Annotated in this window: 16 protein-coding genes; 9 read left to right on the top strand and 7 right to left on the bottom strand. The window is 71.2% G+C overall.

From position 1 onward, the window contains the following. The 3 genes from A5655_RS06010 to A5655_RS06000 all read right to left on the bottom strand — a co-directional run bounded on the left by A5655_RS06010 (position 1) and on the right by A5655_RS06000 (position 1634). A complete protein-coding gene (locus A5655_RS06010) occupies positions 1 to 480 on the bottom strand; it encodes a TspO/MBR family protein (RefSeq protein ID WP_067006747.1) in 480 nt (159 codons plus the stop codon). Between the two features lie 92 nt (positions 481 to 572). After that, the gene (locus tag A5655_RS06005) at positions 573 to 1079 is read right to left on the bottom strand and encodes a MarR family winged helix-turn-helix transcriptional regulator (protein ID WP_067006744.1); all 507 of its coding nucleotides are present in this window, start codon (positions 1077 to 1079) and stop codon (positions 573 to 575) included. Between the two features lie 117 nt (positions 1080 to 1196). Beyond that, positions 1197 to 1634, bottom strand: a complete 438-nt coding sequence (locus tag A5655_RS06000) for an STAS domain-containing protein (RefSeq protein WP_067006796.1) — start codon at positions 1632 to 1634, stop codon at positions 1197 to 1199. 329 nt (positions 1635 to 1963) lie between these two features. Here A5655_RS06000 and A5655_RS05995 point away from each other — a divergent pair, with 329 nt between their 5' ends. Beyond that, complete coding sequence (locus A5655_RS05995; protein ID WP_067006741.1) at positions 1964 to 2638, top strand: phosphodiesterase; 675 nt, start codon at positions 1964 to 1966, stop codon at positions 2636 to 2638. 22 nt (positions 2639 to 2660) lie between these two features. Here the strand turns inward: A5655_RS05995 and A5655_RS05990 are convergent, their stop codons facing one another. The 3 genes from A5655_RS05990 to A5655_RS05980 are packed head-to-tail and all read right to left on the bottom strand — an operon-like array spanning position 2661 to position 6291. Next, complete coding sequence (locus A5655_RS05990) at positions 2661 to 3905, bottom strand: glycosyltransferase family 4 protein (RefSeq protein WP_067006738.1); 1245 nt, start codon at positions 3903 to 3905, stop codon at positions 2661 to 2663. Further along, positions 3902 to 5452 carry a glycoside hydrolase family 57 protein gene (locus A5655_RS05985; RefSeq protein ID WP_067006736.1) on the bottom strand — a complete coding sequence of 517 codons (1551 nt, stop codon included), beginning with the start codon at positions 5450 to 5452 and terminating at the stop codon, positions 3902 to 3904. The genes A5655_RS05990 and A5655_RS05985 overlap by 4 nt, the downstream gene beginning before the upstream one ends. Before the next feature lie 20 nt (positions 5453 to 5472). Further along, positions 5473 to 6291, bottom strand: a complete 819-nt coding sequence (locus A5655_RS05980; protein ID WP_067006733.1) for a bifunctional 2-polyprenyl-6-hydroxyphenol methylase/3-demethylubiquinol 3-O-methyltransferase UbiG — start codon at positions 6289 to 6291, stop codon at positions 5473 to 5475. 225 nt (positions 6292 to 6516) lie between these two features. Between A5655_RS05980 and A5655_RS05975 the strand changes: the two genes are divergently transcribed. The 7 genes from A5655_RS05975 (at position 6517) to A5655_RS05945 (ending at position 12865) form a co-directional block, all read left to right on the top strand. After that, on the top strand, positions 6517 to 7317 hold the full coding sequence (locus tag A5655_RS05975; protein ID WP_067006730.1) for an electron transfer flavoprotein subunit beta/FixA family protein: 801 nt from the start codon (positions 6517 to 6519) through the stop codon (positions 7315 to 7317). 39 nt (positions 7318 to 7356) lie between these two features. Continuing rightward, positions 7357 to 8313 carry an electron transfer flavoprotein subunit alpha/FixB family protein gene (locus A5655_RS05970; protein WP_067006727.1) on the top strand — a complete coding sequence of 319 codons (957 nt, stop codon included), beginning with the start codon at positions 7357 to 7359 and terminating at the stop codon, positions 8311 to 8313. 208 nt (positions 8314 to 8521) lie between these two features. Beyond that, a complete protein-coding gene (locus A5655_RS05965; protein WP_067006724.1) occupies positions 8522 to 9370 on the top strand; it encodes a GNAT family N-acetyltransferase in 849 nt (282 codons plus the stop codon). Beyond that, positions 9367 to 10188 carry a 1-acyl-sn-glycerol-3-phosphate acyltransferase gene (locus A5655_RS05960; protein ID WP_067006721.1) on the top strand — a complete coding sequence of 274 codons (822 nt, stop codon included), beginning with the start codon at positions 9367 to 9369 and terminating at the stop codon, positions 10186 to 10188. Before A5655_RS05965 ends, A5655_RS05960 begins: the two co-directional genes overlap by 4 nt. A 33-nt stretch (positions 10189 to 10221) precedes the next feature. Continuing rightward, the gene (locus tag A5655_RS05955) at positions 10222 to 11424 is read left to right on the top strand and encodes a cysteine desulfurase family protein (RefSeq protein ID WP_067006719.1); all 1203 of its coding nucleotides are present in this window, start codon (positions 10222 to 10224) and stop codon (positions 11422 to 11424) included. Then, a complete protein-coding gene (gene mnmA / locus A5655_RS05950; protein WP_156764722.1) occupies positions 11425 to 12501 on the top strand; it encodes a tRNA 2-thiouridine(34) synthase MnmA in 1077 nt (358 codons plus the stop codon). It begins immediately after the preceding gene. Positions 12502 to 12580: 79 nt separating this feature from the next. After that, on the top strand, positions 12581 to 12865 hold the full coding sequence (locus A5655_RS05945; protein WP_067006716.1) for a DUF4190 domain-containing protein: 285 nt from the start codon (positions 12581 to 12583) through the stop codon (positions 12863 to 12865). Between the two features lies 1 nt (position 12866). On the opposite strand, the gene A5655_RS05940 is transcribed toward A5655_RS05945, so the two are convergent. Next, positions 12867 to 13499 carry a sensor domain-containing protein gene (locus A5655_RS05940; protein WP_231999082.1) on the bottom strand — a complete coding sequence of 211 codons (633 nt, stop codon included), beginning with the start codon at positions 13497 to 13499 and terminating at the stop codon, positions 12867 to 12869. A 106-nt stretch (positions 13500 to 13605) separates the two neighbouring features. On the opposite strand from A5655_RS05940, the gene A5655_RS05935 reads away from it, so the two are divergent. Next, positions 13606 to 14396 (top strand): methionine synthase (locus tag A5655_RS05935; protein WP_067006708.1); only part of this gene is annotated, 791 nt, incomplete at its 3' end.

The raw sequence follows: 14396 nt of genomic DNA, 5'->3' as shown, positions 1-14396 counted from the left end.
TCAGCGGTTGAGCCGCCAAACGTGGGTGGCCAGGACGGCGGCGAAGGCGCACCACAGCGCGTAGGGGGACAGCGCCAGGCCCGCCCGCGGGTCCGCCTGCGCGGCCCGCCGCGCGAGGTCGGCGCTGCTCACGGTCAGGGCGGCGGCGCCGAGCGCCGAGGCGCCGAGCTTGTGATACCGGAAGAACAGCCAGCTCCATCCGGCGTTCAGCGCCAGGTTCACCCCGAGGGCGGCGGCGTAGCGTTGCGCCCCGTCGTGCTGGCCGGCCGCGCGCAACCGGTCGATGACCGCCGCGGACGTCGCCGCGATGTCGGTGTAGAGCGCGGTCCAGACGAGTGGGAAGGCGGCGCTTGGCGGCTGGTACGGCGGCTTGCGAAGCCGGGAATACCAGGCGGGCAGCCGCTTTGGGCTGGCAATGCTTCCGGTGCCTGCGGCCGCCGCGACGGCCAGCGTCGTCGCGGCCAGTACCGATCTATCCACACTCTGCCCCGTTCGCCGTGCCCGGCCACCCGTAACTGTTTCAATATCTTAAACATTAACGTGCTTAACGAACCGCGGCAAGCGAGGGTCGCCTATCGCGCCGCCTCCTGGCGGCGCTGATCGCCAAACGTCGACATCGCGGCGATCATCGCTGTGAAGACGCGGTGAGCGGCGAGCAGGTCCCCATCGCTCAGATCCGCCAGGGCGGTGCTGAGCAGCTCGCCGAGCGGCTCGAAGAAATCGCGCGCCAGCGTCATGCCGCTCTCCTCGTAGCGCAGCAGCCACTTTCGCCGGTCATCCGGGTCGGGTTCCCGCCGGATGTGGCCCACGTCGATCATCCGATCAACGAGATAGGTGATCGCGGCGGGCGATACCTCCATCCGCTGCCGCAGCTGGGCCAACGTCAAAGGGGCGCCTGCGGTTTCGCCGACCATGATGTGTAGCAGGGCGTGGAAGTCGCTGCTGCTCACGCCGTTCAGCCGCGCGAAGCGCCGGCCGATGCGATCAGATTGGGATGTGATCGCCCGCATGTCGGCAGACAACTGCTTCTCGAGTTCCGCCCGGGTGGGCGGCGCGTCATGTGCGCGCCGCTTGGTCAACTAGCCGCATCCTTCATCAAGCACCAGCGTATCGGCGGGCCCATCGAAAGACCAGGAAGGTGGCCCAGCGCGCCGCCCGCGCGGGCGAAAGCTGCGGTGGGCTAAGGCTTTATGCCCTCAGGAGGGGACGGCGGCAACGTCCGCGGTTTCCCGCCGCGGTTGACGCTGCCGGATCACGTCCGAGAGCAACCGGCGCCGCGCCTTGACGATGTCCTCGATGAGCTGAAGGGCTTCGGCCACCGATCCGACGACCGGCATGCCGTGGTCGTAGATGATGTGAAGCAATGGGCGCATCGCGGCCCCGGCGACCACGCTGCAGTGCACCCGCGCCTGCTGATGCTCGTGGTTGAGCACCAGCAGCGCGCGAAACCCGTCGAGGCTCAGAAAATCCAGGTGGCTCAGGTCCAGGATCAACGGGGTTTTCAGGCGGGAAAAGCGCCGGATCGTTTCGGAGAATTGGCCGGCATTCGACGCGTCGATCTCGCCATCGACGCGCAGGACGGTGCCGAGGCTGCGCGCATAGACAAAGAGCCGCGCGCCGTTGAAATCGGCCATGTAGCGGCAGCTGGCGGGTTGGTTTGTGTCGGGTGGATCGGTGGCGTGGTGAGCGGTCATGTGGTGCGCCTATCGGCTGGTGAGGGGAGCGACAGGGGTGTTATGCGCCGCGCTCCACGAAAAGAAGCTGTGAACTCAACCTGCTTTAAATGCTAGCCCCGGCGGCGCGCTGGCGTGGCGGAATGCGGGGGCCGATTTCGCCGGTCGACCTGCCGGGCCACCCGGTACGCCCCGCCGCGGCCGGGTTTTGGTTTTCCGGCTGCGTTTCGCCGTGATTGACGGGCGCAGATCGGTGGTTTCCTGCGGCGGAGAATGGGAACCCGGCGCCGGTGAACGTTTCCGATGTCCTGGCCAAGCCCTTTCAATGGGGATCCGCCCTGCGCGGCCGGCGGTTTTTCCATCCCGTCGGCGTGCTCGCGGAAGGCTCGCTCGAACGCGTCGCCCCCGCGGGCGAGGGGCTGCCCCTCCCGTCGTCCGACGCCGTCGCGCGCATCTCCAAGGCCGCCGGCACGCCCGGGGCGCTGCCCGACTTCGTGGGGCTGGCGGTCCGCGCCGTGCCCCAACAGCTGGCGGCGACGCCCTGGGACATCCTGCTGGTCTCCGCGGGGTCCGGCGTGCTGGCCCGGGCCGTGGCGCTGCGGCCGACCGCGTCGTGGACCGGGCAGACGCTGACCAGCCTCATGCCGTTTCGCTATCAGGGCAGCGTCTGGTGGCTGAGGGCCCGAACCCTGAGCGATGTCAACGGCTTTGGGCTGTCGCTGGGCAGCGTGGAGCGTGCCATCGGCGACGGCGGCATCGACTTCGCGATCGACCAGGCTTGCGGCAGGGGCGATTTCGCGCCGCTGGCCCGGCTGACGCTGAGCGGCGTCCTCGACCCCGAGCCGGACGTGTGGTTCGATCCGGTGGCCAACACGGCGTCGGGGGTCAGCCTCTATCCGGAATGGCTCGCCGATCTGCGGGGGCGCGCCTACCGGCGCAGCCGCGACGGGAGGGACGCGGAGTGAAGCCCGACGGGCGTGCCCTGATTTAACGGTCGGGCAGCGCGTGCTCCACGATGGGCAGCCGCGGCTGTGGCTGCCGCTCGCCGCGCTTGGCGGCCAGGTAGACCTGCGCGGTCTCCTGTGCCACGGTCTGCCAATCGAAGTCGGAGGTGAGCCGTTCGCGGGCCGCGCGGGCGCGCCGCTGGGCGGCGTCCGGATCGTCGAGCACGGTGCGAACGGCCGAGGCCAGCGCCGCCACGTCGCGGGGCGGGAACGACACCCCGGTCTGCCCGTTGATCACGGCCTCGCCCAGGCCGCCGATGTTCGACGTCACCAGCGGGGTGCCGGCCGCGGCGGCCTCCAGGGCCACGAGCCCGAACGGCTCGTAGTGGCTGGGGAGCACCGCGGCGTCGGCCCGGTGCAGCAGCGCCAGCAGCTCGGCGTGGTCGAGGTGCCCGACGAACCGAATCGCCTTGAGCACCCGGTGTTTACGGGCCTGCTCGATGAGCCAGTCCTGCTGGGTGCCCTCCCCGGCGATGGTCAGGGTGGTGCCCGGGTGGCTGCGCCGGATCCGCGGCAGCGCGGCGATGGCGTCGTGCACACCCTTTTCGTACTCGAGCCGCCCGAGGTAGAGCAGTTCGGCCGGGCCGGTGCGCGGCCTGCGCGGCGCGAAGGGCCAGCGCGCCGCGTCGATGCCGTTGCGGATCACGGTGATTCCGGCCAGGCCGGGACCGAACAGCTCGGTGATCTCGTCGGCCATCGACGCCGAACACGTGATCAGCGAATCGGATTCGCGCACCAGCCACGACTCGACCGCGTGCACCTGACGGCTAATCGGTCCACTGACCCAGCCCGAATGCCGGCCGGCTTCGGTCGCGTGGATCGTGGAAACGACTGGCGCGTCGTAGAACTGGGCCAACGCGATGGCCGGGTGCGCGACCAGCCAATCGTGCGCGTGCACGACGTCGGGACGCCATGACCGGTCGCTGCCGTACTTCTTGAGCGGCAGCCCGGCGCGGATCATCGAGTGGCCCATCGCCAGGATCCAGGCCATCATGTCCTTGCCGAAGGTGAATTCGTGCGGGTCCTGGGCGGCCGCGATCACCCGGACGCCCTCGGTGATTTCGTCGCACGACGGGTGCGTGCTGGGATCGGTGCCCGAAGGGCGGCGCGACAGGACGACGACGTCGTGGCCGGCGGCGGCCAGCGCGGTCGAGAGGTGATGCACGTGCCGGCCCAGCCCGCCGATGACCACCGGCGGGTATTCCCACGACACCATCAGGATCTTCACCGGGGCAGCCTACGCGCGTCCAGGGCGCCGAACAGGCCGTCGGCGCGGTTCCAGCCGTCGGCCAGCCGCTGGGCGGTGTCGCGCCGGCCGGACGCCAGCGCCCCGGCGATCTCGCGGGTGGCGTGCGCGTGCAGATGGGCGCGGTAGCGGGCGTAGTCGGCGGCCGAGTCCTTGCTCACCATGAACGGCCAGTCGCTGGACACGGTGAGCAGGGTCTCGCGCAGGATCTGGTCCGCGACGTGATCGCGGGGGAGCGGCCCGTCCAGCGACGCCGTCTGCGACAGCGCCTTGTCGACCGTGCTCAGCGCCGTGTCGACCACCTCGGTGTTGAGCTGGACCAGGTCGGTCACCTGCTCGCCGGCCCACACCTGCCAGTCCTTGCCCGAACCCCACGAGCTGGGCGGCAGCGCGACGGGGTCGCCGACGAATCCGCCGTCGATCGCGTCGCGCAGCGTGCCCACGCGCACGCCGGCCTCGGGCAGCGCGCGCAGCACCCGCTGCAGCCACGCCGGGCCCTCGTACCACCAGTGGCCGAACAGCTCGGTGTCGAAGGCGGCGACGACGTGGGCGGGCCGCCCGATGCGCTCCGACTCGGCCAGCAGCCGGCCGCGGACCACCTCGACGAAGTCTGCGACGTGGGCGTCGACGGCGCGGTCGGCGCGCTCGGGATCGTAGGGCGCCTTGGCTTCCGACGGGACGTTGCGGCCGGTGACCCGCGCCGGCTTGAGCCCGGTCAGGTGGTCGTAGGTGTGGAAGTCGCGGTAGGCGGAATGGCCCGGATAGCCGGATTTCGGCGACCACACCCGGTAGCTGACCTGCAGGTCGCGTCCGAACGCCACCACGTCGGTGTCGCCGACGGGCCGGCCCAGGGCGGTGTCGCCGTGCAGCGACGGGCCGTCGACCATGAAGTGCGTGACCCCGGCGCCGGCGTAGTCGTGTTCCATGCCGGGGGCGTAGGCGCATTCGGGCGCCCAGATCCCGGTCGGGCGGTGGGCTAGGCGCTGCTGCGCGTCGGCCAGGCCTTCGCGCAGCGCGAACTCGCGCAGCCGCGGGTTCAGCAGCGGCTGGAACGGGTGGGCCAGCGGGCCGCCCAGCAGCTCCACCGTTCCCGCGTCGATCAGGGCGCGCAGCAGCGGGCTGCCGCCGTGCCGCCAGAGGGTGGCGTAGTCGTCAAGCGCCTGGTCGGCTTCGGCGCATTCGCGAATCCCGAAGGCCCGCAACGCTTCCGGTGTGCAGGACTGGTAGTCCGCCGACTTCGAGCCGCGGGCCGAGCGCACGCTGGCGGCTTCGGACGCCCGCAGCCGCCAGTTGGCCAGCCAGTGGTGCATGCCGTCGAGGCAGTACGGGTCGTCGAGCTGGGCGTTGACCACCGGGGTGACGCCCAGCGTGACGAGGCGGTGCCGATCCTCGTCGGCCAGCGTGCGCAGCACCCGCAGCAGCGGCAGGTAGGCCGCCGCCCAGGACTGATACAGCCATTCCTCGCCGACCGGCCAGCGGCCGTGATGGGCCAGCCACGGCAGGTGGGTGTGCAGCACCAGGGTGAACATGCCGGGAACCTGGGGGCTGCTCACGGCCGCACCGCGATCGCGATCAGGTCCAGGCTTTCATCTATCTCCCGGTCGCCGGCGTCGACCAGGTCGAAGTCGTCGCAGGTGACCGCGGCGACGTCGGCGGCCAGCTCGGGGGGCCACGGCGCATCCGCGACCGCTCGCACGATCTGCGCGTCGATGATGGACCCGCCGTGGCGGGCGTCCATCTCGCGCAGGCGCGGGCCGTGAAACAGCCCGCACACGGTCACCTCGGAAAAGCCGGCGTCGACCAGCAGCTCGGTCAGCTCGTCGGCGTTGAGTTCGCGGGTGTGGAACGGGTTGACGGGGGTGTCGCGGCCGGGCGAGAAGGTGATCCGGTTGGGGGTGGACACCATCAGCAGCCCCGAGGGCCGCAGCACCCGGCCGCACTCGGCGACGAATTGTGGCTGATCCCACAGGTGCTCGATGACCTGGAAGTTCACCACAACGTCCATCGACGCATCGGGCAGCGGCAGCTCCGCGAGGTTGGCCTGCATGACCTCGACCCGCGGGTAGCGGTTGCGGACGTGGGCGACCGCGGCCGCGTCGTAGTCCACCGCGACGACGCGGCGCGCGACGGCCGCGATCAGGTCGGCGCCGTACCCCTCGCCGCAGCCGGCCTCGAGGACGTCGGCGCCCGCGCAGCGCGGCGCCAGCCGCTGGTAAACGACCTGATGGCGGCGAAACCAGTAGTTCTCGATGTCCAGGTCCGGGATGGTGCGCTCGCCGGTCAGCGTCAACACCGCGTCGGCCCCCGACGGGGTCGCCGCCTGGGGGCCGGGCACGTCCGAGGGAACCTCAGGGAGGAATGCGCTCATTGAATAGGCAGGCTAACGCGAAGTGTCCGATTCGCGAACCGCGAACTGGGCACCGTTGTGGGACGGGGCAGACAGGGCGAAAGAACGTGCAGTACTACCCGCTATGGTGTGAGAGCAGACCGCACAAAGTTACCCGTCAGTAACACTCCGTGCAGTCTTAAAGTGCGTGACCGAGGTCCGCAGACGACCGCTGCGCGACCCCTTCGAGGAGGACGAACCACACTCATGACGAACATCGTGGTCCTGATCAAGCAGGTCCCAGACACCTGGTCGGAGCGCAAGCTCACCGACGGCGATTACACGCTGGACCGCGAGGCCGCCGACGCGGTGCTGGACGAGATCAACGAGCGCGCCGTGGAAGAGGCGCTGCAGATCCGGGAGAAGGAGACCGCCGACGGCGTCGACGGGTCGGTGACCGTGCTGACCGCCGGCCCCGAGCGGGCCACCGAGGCGATCCGCAAGGCCCTGTCGATGGGCGCCGACAAGGCCGTCCACCTCAAGGACGATGGCATGCACGGCTCGGACGTGATCCAGACCGCCTGGGCCCTGGCGCGCGCGCTGGGCACGATCGAGGGCACCGAGCTGGTCATCGCCGGTAACGAGGCGACCGACGGCGTCGGCGGTGCGGTGCCGGCCATCATCGCCGAGTACCTGGGCCTGCCGCAGCTGACCCACCTGCGCAAGCTGTCCCTCGAGGGCGGCAAGGTCACCGGCGAGCGGGAGACGGACGACGGCGTGTTCACGCTCGAAGCCACCCTGCCCGCGGTGGTCAGCGTCACCGAGAAGATCAACGAACCGCGCTTCCCGTCCTTCAAGGGCATCATGGCCGCCAAGAAGAAAGAGGTCACGGTGCTGACGCTGGCCGAGATCGGGGTCGAGGCCGACGAGGTCGGGCTGGCCAACGCCGGCTCCACCGTGCTGTCGTCGACGCCGAAGCCGCCCAAGACCGCGGGCGAGAAGGTCACCGACGAGGGCGAGGGCGGCAACCAGGTCGCCCAGTACCTGGTCGCCCAGAAGATCATCTGAACGAGCACGAAACCACGGACGAGAAGAGCGAAATAACCCATGGCTGAAGTACTTGTGTTGGTCGAGCACGCCGAAGGCGCGCTGAAGAAGGTCACCTCCGAACTGATCACCGCCGCCCGGGCGCTGGGCGAGCCGTCCGCCGTCGTCGTCGGCGCGCCCGGCACGGCCGCGCCGCTGGCCGACGGGCTGAAGGAGGCCGGCGCCGCCAAAATCTACGTCGCCGAGTCCGACGACGTGGACTCCTACCTGATCACCCCGGTCGTCGACGTGCTGGCTTCGGTGGCCGAATCCAGCTCGCCCGCCGCCGTGCTGCTGGCCGCCGGCGCCGACGGCAAGGAGATCGCGGGCCGGCTCGCGGCGCGGATCGGATCGGGCCTGCTGGTCGACGTGGTCGAGGTCAAAGAGGGCAACAAGGGCGTGCACTCCATCTTCGGTGGCGCGTTCACCGTCGAGGCGCAGGCCAACGGCGACACCCCGGTGATCACCGTTCGCGCCGGTGCCGTCGACGCGGAGCCGGCCGCCGGCGCCGGTGAGCAGGTCACCGTGGAGGTGCCGGCCGCCGCCGAGAACGCCACCAAGGTCACCGCCCGCGAGCCCGCGGTCGCCGGTGACCGGCCCGAGCTGACGGAGGCCACCATCGTCGTCTCCGGTGGTCGCGGCGTCGGCAGCGCGGAGAACTTCAGCGTGGTCGAGGCGCTGGCCGACTCGTTGGGCGCCGCCGTGGGTGCGTCGCGCGCCGCGGTCGACTCCGGCTACTACCCGGGCCAGTTCCAGGTCGGCCAGACCGGCAAGACGGTGTCGCCGCAGCTCTACATCGCGCTGGGCATCTCCGGGGCGATCCAGCACCGGGCGGGCATGCAGACCTCGAAGACCATCGTCGCGGTCAACAAGGACGAAGAGGCACCCATCTTCGAGATCGCCGACTACGGCGTGGTGGGCGACCTGTTCAAGGTCGCCCCGCAGCTGACCGACGCGATCAAGGCCCGCAAGGGCTGAGTTCTCGCGCCACCAGACGCAAAGGCCCCCGCACGTTCGGCGTGTCGGGGGCTTTTGCGTCTGCTGGCCGGACGCGCACCGGCGGTCATTCGTCTGTTAACCGCACGGTCAGACAGCGCCGATTTTCGCGATATGTCGTCATCTGACGTGCACCGACACGTCACAGCGTCGATGCCGAATAGCACAACGACTACGCGACGTTGTTCCCATGAGCATTGCTTCTGTCCTGATCGCCAGCGACAAGCCGCACGGCGCGGCGACCGGTTCGGCCGGTCCGCGCTATTCGCTGTTGCTGTCCACCGATCCCACCTTGATCGAGGCGGCGCAGCGCCTGCGGTACGACGTGTTCACCAGCACACCGGGCTTCGCCCTGCCGGTGACCGGTACGGAGCGCCTCGACGTCGACAGGTTCGACGAACACTGCGACCACCTCCTGGTCCGCGACGACGACACCGGCGAGCTGGTGGGTTGCTACCGGATGCTGGCGCCCACCGGCGCCATCGCGGCCGGGGGGCTTTACACCGCAACGGAATTCGACGTTCGCGCCTTCGACCCGCTGCGGCCGTCGTTGGTGGAGATGGGACGCGCGGTGGTCCGCGACGGTCACCGCAACGGTGGCGTCGTGCTGCTGATGTGGGCGGGCATCCTGGCCTACCTGGATCGCTACGGCTACGACTACGTGACCGGCTGCGTGTCGGTGCCCATCGGCGACGAATCCGACGGCGACTCTCCCGGCAGCCAGCTGCGCGGGGTGCGCGACTTCATCCTGAACCGCCACGCCGCGCCGGCGCGGTACCGGGTGCACCCGCACCGCCCGGTCCGGGTGGCCGGGCGCGCCCTCGACGACATCCCCGCGCCGCCGCGGCCCGCCGTCCCGCCGCTGATGCGCGGCTACCTCCGGCTGGGCGCCCAGGTCTGCGGCGAGCCCGCGCATGACCCGGACTTCGGTGTCGGCGACTTCTGCGTGCTGCTGGACAAACGACGCGCGGACACCCGATATCTCAAGAGGCTGCGGTCGGTGTCGGCGGCTTCCGAAATGGTGGGCGGCGCGCAGTGAACACCCCCGGGGCCCACGCCTGGCTGCCACGCGCGACGTGCGACAGCAGCTGCGTGCGTGTCGGTCCCGCCCCGGCGCGGTGGCGGGTGGTGCTCCGGGTGACGCTTCGCGTCCTGCTGGCGCTGCTGTTGGCGCTGGTGGTGCCGCTGGCCCTGGTGCCGCTGCCCGGCCGGGCGCGGGTGCAACGGTTCTGCTGCCGGGTGGTGCTGCGTTGCTTCGGTGTCCGGATGAGCGTGTCCGGCAGCCCGATCCGCAACCTGCGTGGGGTCCTGGTGGTCAGCCCCCACATGTCCTGGTTGGACGTGTTCGCCATCGGCTCGGTGTTGCCCGGGTCGTTCGTGGCCCGGGCCGATTTGTTCGGTGATCTTTCGGTGCGCCTGCTCAAGATCATTCCCATCGAACGGGCCAACCTGCGGCGGCTGCCGTGTGTCGTCGAGGCCGTCGCGCACCGGCTGCGCGCGGGTCAGACGGTGGTGGCGTTTCCGGAGGGCACCACGTGGTGCGGGCGGGCATCCGGGACGTTCTATCCGGCGATGTTCCAGGCCGCGATCGACGCCGGCCGCCCGGTGCAGCCCCTCCGGTTGACCTACCACCACGCCGACGGCGGCGTGTCGACCGCTCCGGCCTTCGTCGGTGACGACACGCTGTGGCGGTCGATGTGCCGGTTGCTGGCCGTGCGCCGCACCGTGGCGCACGTTCACGTGGAATCGCTGCAGCTGCCGGGCGCCGACCGGCGGGCGCTGGCCCGACGCTGCGAGTCCGCGGTGGGCCTGGGCGTGCCGCAGCGCCCGGACCGCCGCCACGTGCTGGTGGCTTAGCCTTTCGGACCTGCGGGTATCGTGGGGCGCGTCATGGTCTACCTCGATCACGCCGCCACCACCCCGATGCACCCCGCCGCCATCGAGGCGATGACGGCCGCGCTCGGCACCGTCGGCAACGCGTCCTCGCTGCACACCAGCGGGCGGGCGGCGCGGCGGCGCATCGAGGAATCCCGCGAGCTGATCGCCGACAAACTGGGCGCGCGCCCGTCCGAGGTCATCTTCACCGCGGGCGGCACCGAGAGCGACAACCTCGCCGTCAAGGGCATCTATTGGGCCCGGCGCGGCGCCGACCCGTCGCGCCGGCGCATCGTCGTCAGTGAGGTCGAACACCACGCCGTGCTGGACTCGGTGAACTGGCTCGTCGAACACGAGGGCGCCGAGGTGACCTGGCTGCCCACCGCCGCGGACGGCTCGGTGTCGCCGGCCGCGCTGCGCGAGGCGTTGCAGGGCCAGGACGACGTCGCTCTCGTGTCCGTGATGTGGGCCAACAACGAGGTCGGCACCGTGCTGCCGGTCGCCGAACTCGCCGCCGTCGCCGCCGAATTCGGCGTCCCGATGCACAGCGACGCCGTCCAGGCGGTGGGGCAGTTGCCGGTCGACTTCGCGGCCAGCGGGCTGTCGGCGATGAGCGTGACCGCGCACAAGTTCGGCGGTCCGCCCGCCGTGGGGGCGCTGCTGCTGCGCCGCGACGTGGCCTGCGTGCCGCTGTCGCACGGCGGCGGGCAGGAACGCGACATCCGTTCCGGCACACCGGATGTCGCCGGCGCCGTCGGAATGGCGGCGGCGGCCCGGATCGCGGTGGACGCACTCGAGCCCAACAGCGCGCGGCTACGCGTGTTGCGCGACCGGCTGGTCGAGGGCGTCCTGGCCGGCATCGACGACGTCAGCCTCAACGGCGCCCGCGACCCGTCCCCCGCAAGCGGGAGGTACCCCCAGCGGTTGCCGGGCAACGCGCACTTCACGTTCCGCGGCTGCGAGGGCGACGCGCTGTTGATGCTGTTGGACGCCAACGGCATCGAGTGTTCGACCGGCTCGGCGTGCACCGCCGGTGTGGCGCAGCCGTCGCACGTGCTGGTCGCGATGGGCGCCGACCCGGCGAGCGCCCGCGGATCACTGCGACTTTCGTTGGGGCACACCAGCGTCGACGCCGACGTGGACGCCGTCTTGCGGGTGCTGCCCGCGGCCGTTGACCGCGCCCGGCGCGCCGCGCTGGCCGCCGCGGGGGCGCCGTAAGTGAAGGTCCTCGCCGCGATGAGTGGCGGCGTCGATTCGTCCGTCGCCGCCGCTCGCATGGTCGACGCCGGGCACGACGTGGTCGGGGTGCACCTGGCGCTGTCGTCCGCGCCGGGCACGTTGCGCACCGGCTCGCGGGGCTGCTGTTCGAAGGAAGACGCCTCGGACGCGCGCCGGGTCGCCGACGTGCTCGGAATCCCCTTCTACGTCTGGGATTTCGCGGATAGGTTCAAGGCGGACGTGATCGACGATTTCGTCGAGTCGTACGCCCGCGGGGAGACCCCGAACCCCTGCGTTCGGTGTAACCAGCGGATCAAGTTCTCGGCGCTGTCGGCGAAAGCCGTTGCGCTGGGCTTCGACACGGTGGCCACCGGCCACTACGCCCGGCTGTCCGGTGGGCGGCTGCGCCGCGCCGTCGACCGGGACAAGGACCAGTCCTACGTGCTGGCCGTGCTGACCGCCGAGCAGTTGCGGCGCGCGGCGTTCCCGATCGGGGACACCCCGAAGCCCGACATCCGGGCCGAGGCGGCCCGTCGCGGCCTGGCCGTCGCCGACAAGCCGGACAGCCACGACATCTGCTTCATCCCGTCCGGCGACACCCGGGCCTTTCTGGGGGAGCGCATCGGGGTGCGCCGCGGCACCGTCGTCACCACCGACGGCGCCGTCCTGGCCACCCACGACGGGGTGCACGGTTTCACCATCGGGCAGCGCAAGGGCCTGGGCATCGCCGGCCCGGGACCGACCGGCCGTCCGCGCTACGTGACGTCGATCGACGCCGCGACGGGGACGGTCGAGGTGGGGGAGTCGGCCGACCTCGACGTGCACGGCCTGGTCGGGCGGTCCCCGATCTTCACCGCCGGAGCCCCGCCGGAGGGCCCCGTCGAGTGCGCGGTCCAGGTGCGCGCGCACGGCGAGACGGTGGGCGCGGTCGCCGAACTGGTCGGCGACGAGCTCGTCGTGCGGCTGCGGAACCCGCTGCGCGGAGTGGCGCCCGGGCAGACGCTGGTGCTGTACCGCCCGGACCCCGACGGCGACGAGGTGCTCGGCAGCGCCACCATCTCCGCCACCAGACGCTGAGCGCCCCAAGAATTCGTTGAGGATCCGCCAAGGGCGGTTTCCGATCCTTTCCCTGACGCCAGGAAAGGAGCCAACGCAGATGACCACCCAGCAAGTCGCGGCCCGTGAGGTGCCGACCGTCCAGACCAACGCCTGGGCCATCGCGGCCTTCGTGCTGAGCCTGATGGGCATGTACGGCAGCCCGCTGCTGAGCACCATCTTTGCCGTCGTCGCGCTGCACCAGGTCAGGCGCCGCGGGGAGAACGGTTTCGGGCTGGCGATCGCGGCCCTGGCGGTCTCGGCGGCCATGACCGCCCTGCACGTGGCGATGTGGGTCAAGTACGGCCACCCCAACTTCGAGCTGCTGGCCACCGCGCACTGGTGAGCTAGCTAGGGATGTTCGCGGCGATGTTCGTCATCACGATGTCGGATACCGATTGCGCGAAGCCGCAGAACGTGACCTCCACCATGGCCACCTTCAGCACCCGGTAGTCGCGACCGCACCCGCCGGGCCGCAGGTGCAGGGAGTTCGCGTCCGCCGTCCACTCGCCCACCAACAAGTCGCCCGCCGAGTCACCCGCGCAGCCGCCGACGGCGCCCACCAGGGCGCGGAAGGCGCGCCGCGCCGTGTCGACGTCTTGGTAGGCGGCGGCGCCCTCGGAGATCAAAGCGCCGTCGGGCGGGTCCTGGAATGTCGTCTTGTGAAACTCCTCGATGTCGGGGCCGAAGGTCGCCGTCTCGGCGTAGAGGAACCGGCATTCCGCCGGCGTGGCCTCGGCGAGGGCGTCGATGTCCACGGGGCGGTTGCCGTCCATCGAGGGAATGATCGTGAGGTGCTCGCCGGCACCGGTGATGGCGCGCATCCGCGACTGGTCCAGCAGGATGGTGTCGACGTTGACGCCCTGAACGCCCTTGGCGGCGGGCCCGAATCCCGCGAGGGGGGTGCCGCCGACCACCCGGGTGCACGCCGCCGTCAGCAACACCGCGCCACACAACAGCAGCGGCCTTGTCCGTGCCAGTCTCGCCCTGCGCCCCACCGTTTTGCACCCTTCTCGGCATGAACCTACCCCGCCCCGAACACCCCTGGCGACCGGAGCCGATCGCGGCGTCGAATACGGTTGGCCGGTGAGTGTTTTCGCGCATCCGTTCGCGAGGGCCAGCGGCGTCGGATCGTGGCCCGGCACCGCGGCGCGCGGGGCCGCCGAGGTGGTGGTCGGCGAGCTGGCGGGCGCGCTGGCCCACATCGTCGAGCTGCCCGCCCGCGGAGTGGGCGCCGACCTGCTCGGGCGGGCCGGCGCGCTGCTGGTCGACGTGGCCATCGACACGGTGCCCCGCGGCTACCGCATCGCCGCCCGACCCGGCGCCGTGACGCGCCGCGCCGTCAGCCTCCTCGACGAGGACACGGACGCGCTGGAGGAGGCCTGGGAGACGGCGGGGCTGCGCGGCGCCGGGCGGGTGGTCAAGGTGCAAGCGCCCGGGCCGATCACGCTGGCCGCCGGGCTCGAGCTCGCCAACGGCCACCGGGCCATCACCGACCCGGGCGCCGTGCGCGACCTGGCGGCGTCGCTGGCGGAAGGCGTTGCGGCGCATCGCGCGTCGCTGGCCCGCCGCCTCGACACACCGGTGGTGGTGCAGTTCGACGAGCCGTCGCTGCCGGCGGCGTTGGGCGGCCAGCTGACCGGGGTCACGGCGCTGAGCCCGGTCGCCGCGCTCGACGACGCTGTCGCTCAGGGACTGCTGGACGCGTGCGTCGCGACCGTCGGCGCCGACGTGCTGCTGCACAGCTGCGCACCTGCGTTGCCGTGGGACCTCTTGCAGCGCAGCGCGATTGGCGGGGTATCCGTGGATGCCGGCATCCTGCGCGCCAAGGACCTGGACGGCATCGCGGCGTTCGTCGAGTCCGGTCGCACCGTCGC

The sequence above is a fragment of the Mycobacterium sp. 1081908.1 genome (genome assembly GCF_001673535.1).
Taxonomy (GTDB): Bacteria; Actinomycetota; Actinomycetes; order Mycobacteriales; family Mycobacteriaceae; genus Mycobacterium.
This window is presented reverse-complemented; position numbering and strand designations above follow the sequence as displayed.

What these genes read in the sequence shown, in the direction of transcription:
- A5655_RS06000 (WP_067006796.1), bottom strand. Translation starts at nt 1,634, where the DNA reads ATGGCCGATTTCAACGGCGCGCGGCTCTTTGTCTATGCGCGCAGCCTC.
- A5655_RS05985 (WP_067006736.1), bottom strand. Translation starts at nt 5,452, where the DNA reads ATGTTCACCCTGGTGCTGCACACCCACCTGCCGTGGCTGGCCCATCAC.
- A5655_RS05980 (WP_067006733.1), bottom strand. Translation starts at nt 6,291, where the DNA reads ATGAGCGCATTCCTCCCTGAGGTTCCCTCGGACGTGCCCGGCCCCCAG.
- A5655_RS05975 (WP_067006730.1), top strand. Translation starts at nt 6,517, where the DNA reads ATGACGAACATCGTGGTCCTGATCAAGCAGGTCCCAGACACCTGGTCG.
- A5655_RS05970 (WP_067006727.1), top strand. Translation starts at nt 7,357, where the DNA reads ATGGCTGAAGTACTTGTGTTGGTCGAGCACGCCGAAGGCGCGCTGAAG.
- A5655_RS05965 (WP_067006724.1), top strand. Translation starts at nt 8,522, where the DNA reads ATGAGCATTGCTTCTGTCCTGATCGCCAGCGACAAGCCGCACGGCGCG.
- A5655_RS05955 (WP_067006719.1), top strand. Translation starts at nt 10,222, where the DNA reads ATGGTCTACCTCGATCACGCCGCCACCACCCCGATGCACCCCGCCGCC.
- A5655_RS05945 (WP_067006716.1), top strand. Translation starts at nt 12,581, where the DNA reads ATGACCACCCAGCAAGTCGCGGCCCGTGAGGTGCCGACCGTCCAGACC.